Below are 5,012 nucleotides of genomic sequence, written 5' to 3' on the forward strand. Positions count from 1 at the left end.
CCTCCAGCCCGCCGACAACGTGACGAAGGACATCTTCGTCGAGGTCCTCGGCAGCGCGGGGGCCGGCGAAGGCGGCAGTGGCACGGTCCGCGACGTCGTCCGGCTCTACCGGTGATCGCCATGGCCCGCCGCCTCCCCTCCCTCACGCCCCAAGGCTTCGCCCGCGACGAGCGCGGCGCGGCGCTGGTGGAGTTCGCGCTGCTTCTGCCGATCCTCCTCCTCTTCTTCGCCGTGACCGTCGAGGGCGGGCGGATGATGTGGTCCTACCAGGCGGCGAACGCGGGCGTCCGCGACGCGGCGCGGTTCCTCGCCCGCTCGGCGCCCTTCGACGTCTGCGCGCCCGGCGGCTCGCTCGCCGATCACGTCGCGGGCCTCGAGACCGACCTCGCGACCATCGTGGCATCCGCGAACTCGGGCGCCGCGCTCTATCCTGGCGGCGTGACCGTCGAGGGCGTGACCTCGGCGCTCGACTGCGTCAGCGGCAACTTCCGGAACTCGCCCGTGGCCGTGGTCCGCGTGACCGCGACCGTGCGCATCGACCTTCCTTTCGGCGCGCTTCTCGACTTCGGCGGCAACGGCGCGCGTCCCGCGCTGACCGCGACGATCAGCGACGAGCACAGGGTCTTCGGATCATGAGCCCGCGCGCCCCCATCCCGACCCGTTTAGCCCGGTTCGCCCGCGACGAGGGCGGCGCGACGCTGGTGGAATTCGCCATCGTCTTCGTCCTGTTCCTCGTCTTCTTCTTCGGGCTGATCGACTTCGGCCGGATGGCCTACAACTTCGTCGTCGCCGACAAGGCGATGCAGGTCGCCGCGCGCATCGCGGCGGTGCGCCCGCCCGCCTGCGCCGGCGTGCCCGAGAACAACCGGCGCGGGACTCTGATCGGCACGCCGCCCTACCGTTTCGGAACCTCCTGCGGCGCGGCGCGCGGCATCTGCCTCGAGCCCGCCCAGGCGACCGTGACCTGCCAAGGCAACGCGACGAACGCGACGGCCGCCGAGATCTGGGCCGCGATCGGCGGCGCGCTGCCGGGCGACGCGCGGATCGACCACCTGCGCTTCAGCTACACGTTCAACCCCGACATGGGCTTTCTCGGCGGTCCCTACACGCCGGATGTGACCGTCGAACTCGCGAGCGACGACCAGTTGCGCTTCGCCTTCATCCATCCCCTGGCCGGTCTGCTGTCGATGGGCGGCGCCAATCCGGCGACAGGGGCCTTCACCTCCATTCCCTTCCCCAGCATGAGCGTCTCCCTCCCCGGAGAGGACCTCGCGCACGGGGACGGCTCATGACCCAGCGGCGAGAGGATAGGACCATGACCGAGCACGCCAGAAACACCGTCGCCGAGGGGCATGACCCCGGCGCCCCGCTGGTGCTCGGGCAGGCGTCCCGGACGGGCCTCGCCGCCGTCCCGCCCGCGTGGCAGGAGGCGCTCCCGGAGATGCGCGGCACCGTGCAGGAGCCCTTCCGCATGGACGGCGTGCTCATCTTCCGGGCCGAAGGCGGCGACGAGCGCGATCTCGAGGCCGTCGCGAAGCTCCGCCGCGAGGCAGGGGAGAAGCAGCCGCTGATCGCCGTCACCTCCGCCGACGCCTCCCTTTCCGACGTGCGCAGGCTGACCCGCGCCGGCGCCAGCGAGGTGGTGCCCGACACGGTCACCTCCGAGGAATTCCACGAGATCTGCCAGAAGTGGCGGCCCGAGACGCCAGCGGCCGCGCCCGAGGCCGACCGGATGGGAAGCGTCATCGTGGTGGGCAAGTCGCGCGGCGGCGTGGGCTCGACCACCGTTGCGGTCAACCTCGCCGACGAGCTTCTGGGCCGGAGCGGCACGTTCCGCAAGTCGGCTCAGAAGCGCGTGGCGCTGGTCGATCTCGACATCCAGCTCGGCGACATCGGCAGCTTCCTCGACCTCGATCCGAACGAGGCGCTCTACGAGCTCGCCGTCAACGGCAAGGAGCCCGACGCCACCTTCGTCGCGCAGGCGATGACGCGGCTTCCCTCGGGCCTGTCGGTCCTGACCGCGCCCGCGCATTTCGCGCCGCTCGACGCGCTGAAGCCGGCGCAGATCGCGGGCCTGATCGACGCGCTCCGCAAGACGCACGACTACGTCGTCGTGGACCTGCCCGGCGGCCTGGTCGACTGGATCGACGCGGTGCTCGAGCGGGCGGACCGTTTCCTGATGGTCACCGACTGCGCCGTCCCCTCGATCCGGCAGGCGCGGCGGCTGATCGATTTCTTCTCCGACTCCCATCTGGGGCTGAAGATCGAGATCGTGGTGAACCACGAGGCCAAGCCGATGCTGCTGCGCCGTCACCACGCCGCCGCCGAGAAGGTGTTGGAGCGCGAGTTCCGCCACTGGCTGCCGGACGATCCCTCGGCCGCGCGCGCCGCGCTCGACCGGGGCGTGCCGCTGTCCGGGATCGCCGCGCGCTCGCGCCTGTCGAAGACAATCGCCCGCATGGCGCGGGGCCTCGCCGACGCGCTCGCGTCGCGCGAGGCCGCCGCCCGCACCGCCGCGCACTGAGGAGCAGAAGATGTTCAAGCAATTCACCCGCCGCCCGGACCAGCCCGAGGCCTCGGTCGTCCCGCTCCACCCCGGCGCGCGTGCCCCGTCTTCGGCCGAGCGCGGACCGGCCGATCCGCTCCAGCCGACGCCCGAGGAGCGCGACCTGATCGCCTTCCTCGAGCTGAAAGGCAGGCTCCACGACGCGCTTCTCGACCGGCTCAACTTCGCCGTGATCGACAAGATCATGCCCGACGAGCTGCGCCGCGAGGTCGCGAGCCTCGCCGAGGAGGTGCTGGCCGCCGAGAACCGGCCGATGCGCGGCCCCGAGTTCCAGCGCCTCGTGGACGAGCTGATGCACGAGGTCCTCGGCCTCGGCCCGCTCGAGCCGCTGCTGGCCGACCCCACCGTCAACGACATCCTCGTCAACGGCCATTCCAGCGTCTTCGTCGAGCGCTCGGGCATCCTCGAGCGCACGCCGGTGCGGTTCCGCGACGAGAAGCACCTCCTGCGGATCATCGACAAGATCGTCTCGCGCATCGGGCGCAGGGTGGACGAGTCCGTGCCGTGGGTCGATGCCCGCCTCGAGGACGGCAGCCGCGTGAACGCGATCATCCGGCCCTGCGCCATCGACGGGCCGTCGATCTCGATCCGCAAGTTCGCCAAGATGCCCTTCACCATGGAGGGGCTGGTCGCGCAGGGCGCGCTATCCGAGGAAGCGGCGGGCCTTCTGCGGGGGCTCGTGCGGGCGCGGTTCAACATCCTCGTGTCGGGCGGCACCGGCTCGGGCAAGACGACGATGCTGAACGCCATGTCGGCCAGCATCTCGGACCGCGAGCGCATCGTCACCATCGAGGACGCGGCCGAACTCCAGCTCCAGCAGAGCCACGTCGTCCGCCTCGAGACCCGGCCGCCGAGCCCCACGGGCTCGGGCGCCGTCACGCAGCGCGACCTGGTGCGCAACGCGCTCCGGATGCGGCCCGACCGGATCATCGTGGGCGAGGTGCGGGGGGCGGAATCCTTCGACATGCTCCAGGCCATGAACACCGGGCACGACGGCTCGATGACGACGGTTCACGCCAATTCGGCGCGCGACGCGCTCGGCCGGATCGAGCAGATGGTCTCGATGAACGGGCTCGACCTGCCGCTCTCGGCGATCCGCAGCCAGATCGCCTCGGCGCTGCACTTCGTCGTCCAGCTCACGCGGATGGCCGACGGTCGGCGGCGCGTCTCCGCGATTTCCGAGATCACCTCGATGGAGGGCGACGTGATCTCGATGCAGGACATCTTCGTCTTCCGCCGCAAGGGCGTTTCCGCCGACGGCGAGATCCTCGGCGAGTTCACCGCGACGGGCATCCGGCCGCGCAGCGCCGAGGCTCTGGCCGCCGCCGGCATCACCTTCGCCGACAGCCACTTCGCCGTGAAGGGATAGGGCAATGCAGACCGTTTTCCTCGACATCGACCCGAGCTACCTGTTCTTCACGCTCGTCGCGCTCGGCATCTTCATCGCCTTCACCGGGATCACGCAGCTTCTGACCGGGCGCGAAAGCGTGACCGACGCCCGCAACCGGCGGATGCGGCTGCTGGAGAAGGGGGCGACCGCCTCCGAGGTGCGGGCGATCCTGAAGCCGGTCGGCAAGGTCTCGGGCAGGGCGCCCGCCCTTGCAACGCTGGCGAAGTGGCTCGACCAGTCGGGCCTCCGCATCGACATGCGGCAGTATCTCGCGCTCTGCGTCGCTGCTGGCTTCGTCTCGGGCATCGTTGCAACCACGTTCCTGCCCGCGGTCCAGGCGCCGCTCATCGGCCTTCTCGGCGGCATCGTCGTGCCGCTCGGCGTCGTCCTGGCCGTGCGGAAGGACCGGATGGACAAGATGGTGCGCCAGCTGCCCGACGCCCTCGACCTCATGGCGCGCGGCCTCCGGGTCGGGCACCCGCTCAACACCTCGATCGGCGCCGTCGCGCGCGAGATGGCCGACCCCGTCGCCTCGGAGTTCGGGCTGATCTTCGACCAGGTGAGCTATGGCGACGACCTGCCCGACGCCTTCCAGGAATTCGCCGAGCGCGTCGATCTCGAGGACGTGCACTACCTGTCCTCCAGCATCGGCATCCAGCACGGCACCGGCGGCGACCTCGCCCGCGTCATCACCGTCCTGTCGCGCGTGATCCGCGACCGCATCGCGCTCCGCCGCAAGATCAAGGCGATCTCGGCCGAGGGACGCCTCACGGCCTGGTTCCTCTCGCTCCTGCCGGCGTTCATCTACGTCATGACGTCGCTGACCTCGCCCACCTACTACGCCGACGTGTCCGGCGACCCGCTCTTCGTGCCGATGATGGTCGCGATCGTCGGCCTGACCGTCTTCAACGCACTGGTTCTCTGGAAGCTCGTGAGCTTCCGCGTCTGACCCCGGAGGTGCCTGCCATGGACCGCCTGACCGACTCGGCCTTCAACTTCTACAACTCGCCCGACGAGTTCGTACCCATCGGCATCGGGATCGGGGTCCTCATCCTG

General features: G+C 70.4%; 5 protein-coding genes. All 5 read left to right on the top strand.

The window, feature by feature from the left end; genetic code table 11:
* Nucleotides 1–120: 120 nt before the first annotated feature.
* The 5 genes from ACTS11_RS14390 to ACTS11_RS14410 are packed head-to-tail and all read left to right on the top strand — an operon-like array spanning nt 121 to nt 4,905.
* On the top strand, nt 121–636 hold the full coding sequence (locus tag ACTS11_RS14390) for a TadE/TadG family type IV pilus assembly protein (protein WP_442640991.1): 516 nt from the start codon (nt 121–123) through the stop codon (nt 634–636).
* On the top strand, nt 633–1,292 hold the full coding sequence (locus ACTS11_RS14395) for a TadE/TadG family type IV pilus assembly protein (RefSeq protein ID WP_442640992.1): 660 nt from the start codon (nt 633–635) through the stop codon (nt 1,290–1,292). The genes ACTS11_RS14390 and ACTS11_RS14395 overlap by 4 nt, the downstream gene beginning before the upstream one ends.
* Before the next feature lie 23 nt (nt 1,293–1,315).
* Nucleotides 1,316–2,524, top strand: a complete 1,209-nt coding sequence (locus ACTS11_RS14400) for an AAA family ATPase (RefSeq protein WP_442640993.1) — start codon at nt 1,316–1,318, stop codon at nt 2,522–2,524.
* Nucleotides 2,525–2,534: 10 nt separating this feature from the next.
* Nucleotides 2,535–3,935, top strand: coding sequence for a CpaF family protein (locus tag ACTS11_RS14405; protein ID WP_442640994.1), 1,401 nt, complete (start codon nt 2,535–2,537; stop codon nt 3,933–3,935).
* A gap of 4 nt (nt 3,936–3,939) precedes the next feature.
* Entirely contained in the window at nt 3,940–4,905 is a 966-nt protein-coding gene (locus tag ACTS11_RS14410) for a type II secretion system F family protein (protein ID WP_442640995.1), read from the top strand.
* Nucleotides 4,906–5,012: the final 107 nt, after the last annotated feature.

Origin of the sequence: Roseicyclus sp. (assembly GCF_052168335.1) — a bacterium.
In the GTDB taxonomy this organism is placed as follows: Bacteria; Pseudomonadota; Alphaproteobacteria; order Rhodobacterales; family Rhodobacteraceae; genus Roseibacterium.